We start from the raw sequence: 1,921 nt of genomic DNA on the forward strand, positions 1-1,921 counted from the left end.
TGCCTGGCGTGCCAGCCGCCGTGCCAGCCGTCGACGACCTGCTCGTGCTCGGTGAGTTCGGTGCCGGCGTCCCGGTGTTCCTCGCCAGCCCGGACGGGGTGGCGCGCGGCCGGGTGACAACCTAGTGGCTCTCGCCGTGGGGACTGAACCGCGGTTCCGGTCAGGGTTCGCGTGCTTTGTCGGACGTCCCAACGCGGGTAAGTCCACACTGACCAACGCACTCGTCGGAGCCAAGGTCGCGATCACCTCCGGGCGTCCGCAGACGACCCGGCACGCCATCCGGGGTATCGTGCACCGCGCCGATGCTCAGCTTGTGCTGGTTGACACCCCCGGGCTGCACCGCCCCCGGACGCTGCTCGGCCAACGCCTCAACGACGTGGTGCGCACGACCCTGTCCGAGGTGGACGTGGTCGCCTTCTGCGTCCCGGCGAACGATCCGGTCGGTCGTGGTGACCGCTTCATCGCCGAGGAGCTCGCCCGGCTGCCCAAACGGACGCCGGTGATCGCGGTCGTCACCAAGACCGATCTGGTGTCTGACCGGGACGCGCTGGGCGCCCAGCTGCTCGCGGTCTCCTCGCTGGCCGACTTCGCCGAGGTGGTACCGGTCAGCGCCGTGTCGTCGTTTCAGGTGAACCTGCTCGCGGACCTGCTGGTCGAGCGGTTGCCGGCCGGTCCGCCGCTGTATCCGGACGGTGACCTGACCGACGAGCCTGAGCAGGTGATGGTCGCCGAGCTGGTACGCGAGGCCGCTTTGGAGGGCGTGCGGGACGAGCTGCCGCACTCGCTGGCCGTCGTCGTGGAGGAGATGATCCCGCGTGCGGACCGGCCCGCTGACCGCCCGTTGCTGGACGTCCATGTGAATGTCTACGTCGAGCGGCAGAGCCAGAAGGCGATCGTCATCGGCGCGCGGGGCGCCCGTCTGAAGGACGTCGGGACGCGGGCCCGTACCCAGATCGAGGCGCTGCTGGGCACCCCGGTCTTTCTGGACCTGCACGTCAAGGTCGCCAAGGACTGGCAGCGCGATCCCCGCCAGCTCCGAAAGCTCGGCTTCTGACCGGCGCCGCCCGGTCCACACCTTCGGCCCGGTCGGCGGATAGTGACGCTCATGGCTGGCGTGCGGCGGGTGATCCCGCTGACTCTGGGGTGGGTCGAGGTGCCGTACTCGATGTCGGTGTATGGCGCCCCGGACGGCATCCGGCTGTGGGAGCCCGTCCCGGCGCTGCTGCTGGAGGTCGACGGGGGCTGGTTACTGGTCGACACCGGGCTCAACCCGGCTTTCGTCCGGGACCCGGCCCTGTGCCGTCGGTTCCACCAGGACACCGGCGTGGAGGTACGGCTCCCGGCCGGCGCCGGCGACCCGCTGGAGGGTGAACTGGGACGTGTCGGGCTCACGCTCGACCAGATCGACGCGGTTGCCGTCTCGCACCTGCACAACGACCATGCCGGTGGGCTGCGCCACTTTGCGCGGCGGAACACCCCCGTCCATATTCAGCGCCGGGAGCTTGATCACGGACTTGGCGCGCACCCGGCGCGGCTGGAGGCTGACGGCATCATCCGGGTCGACTTCGACGATCCGGCGATCGCCTGGCGGCCGGCCGACGGCGACAGCGAGATCGCCACGGGGGTGACCGCGATCCTCACCGCCGGGCACACCCCCGGTCACCAGAGTTTTGTCGTCGAGATGGATCCCGCGGTAGGCGGTGGCGGGTATGTCTTCGCGTTCGACGCCGCGGATCTGCGGGAGAACATCGACTCGGAGCGAGCGGTCGGTGGGTCGATCGGCGTTCCACCGGAGGCGACCATCGAGCCGATCCGGCGGTTGAAGGCCATCGCCTCCGCCCGCGGGCTGCGCCTGGTCCCCGGGCACGACCCGGTCGTGTGGCCGGCGCTCGTCACGGAGCTGGCTACCTGAACCCGGACC

At 70.4% G+C, this 1,921-nt stretch carries 2 protein-coding genes; both read left to right on the top strand.

The window, feature by feature from the left end:
- Positions 1-136: 136 nt before the first annotated feature.
- On the top strand, positions 137-1,054 hold the full coding sequence (gene era / locus MJ783_RS02940) for a GTPase Era (protein WP_239308357.1): 918 nt from the start codon (positions 137-139) through the stop codon (positions 1,052-1,054).
- Between the two features lie 51 nt (positions 1,055-1,105).
- Positions 1,106-1,912 (top strand): N-acyl homoserine lactonase family protein, encoded by an 807-nt coding sequence (locus tag MJ783_RS02945; protein WP_239308358.1) that lies wholly within the window; start codon positions 1,106-1,108, stop codon positions 1,910-1,912.
- Positions 1,913-1,921 lie beyond the last annotated feature (9 nt).

The sequence above is a fragment of the Protofrankia sp. Cj3 genome (assembly GCF_917627355.1).
GTDB lineage: Bacteria > Actinomycetota > Actinomycetes > Frankiales > Frankiaceae > Protofrankia.

Bases quoted from the DNA above. Each gene is read 5' to 3' on its own strand.
- MJ783_RS02945 (WP_239308358.1), top strand. From the start codon at position 1,106: ATGGCTGGCGTGCGGCGGGTGATCCCGCTGACTCTGGGGTGGGTCGAG.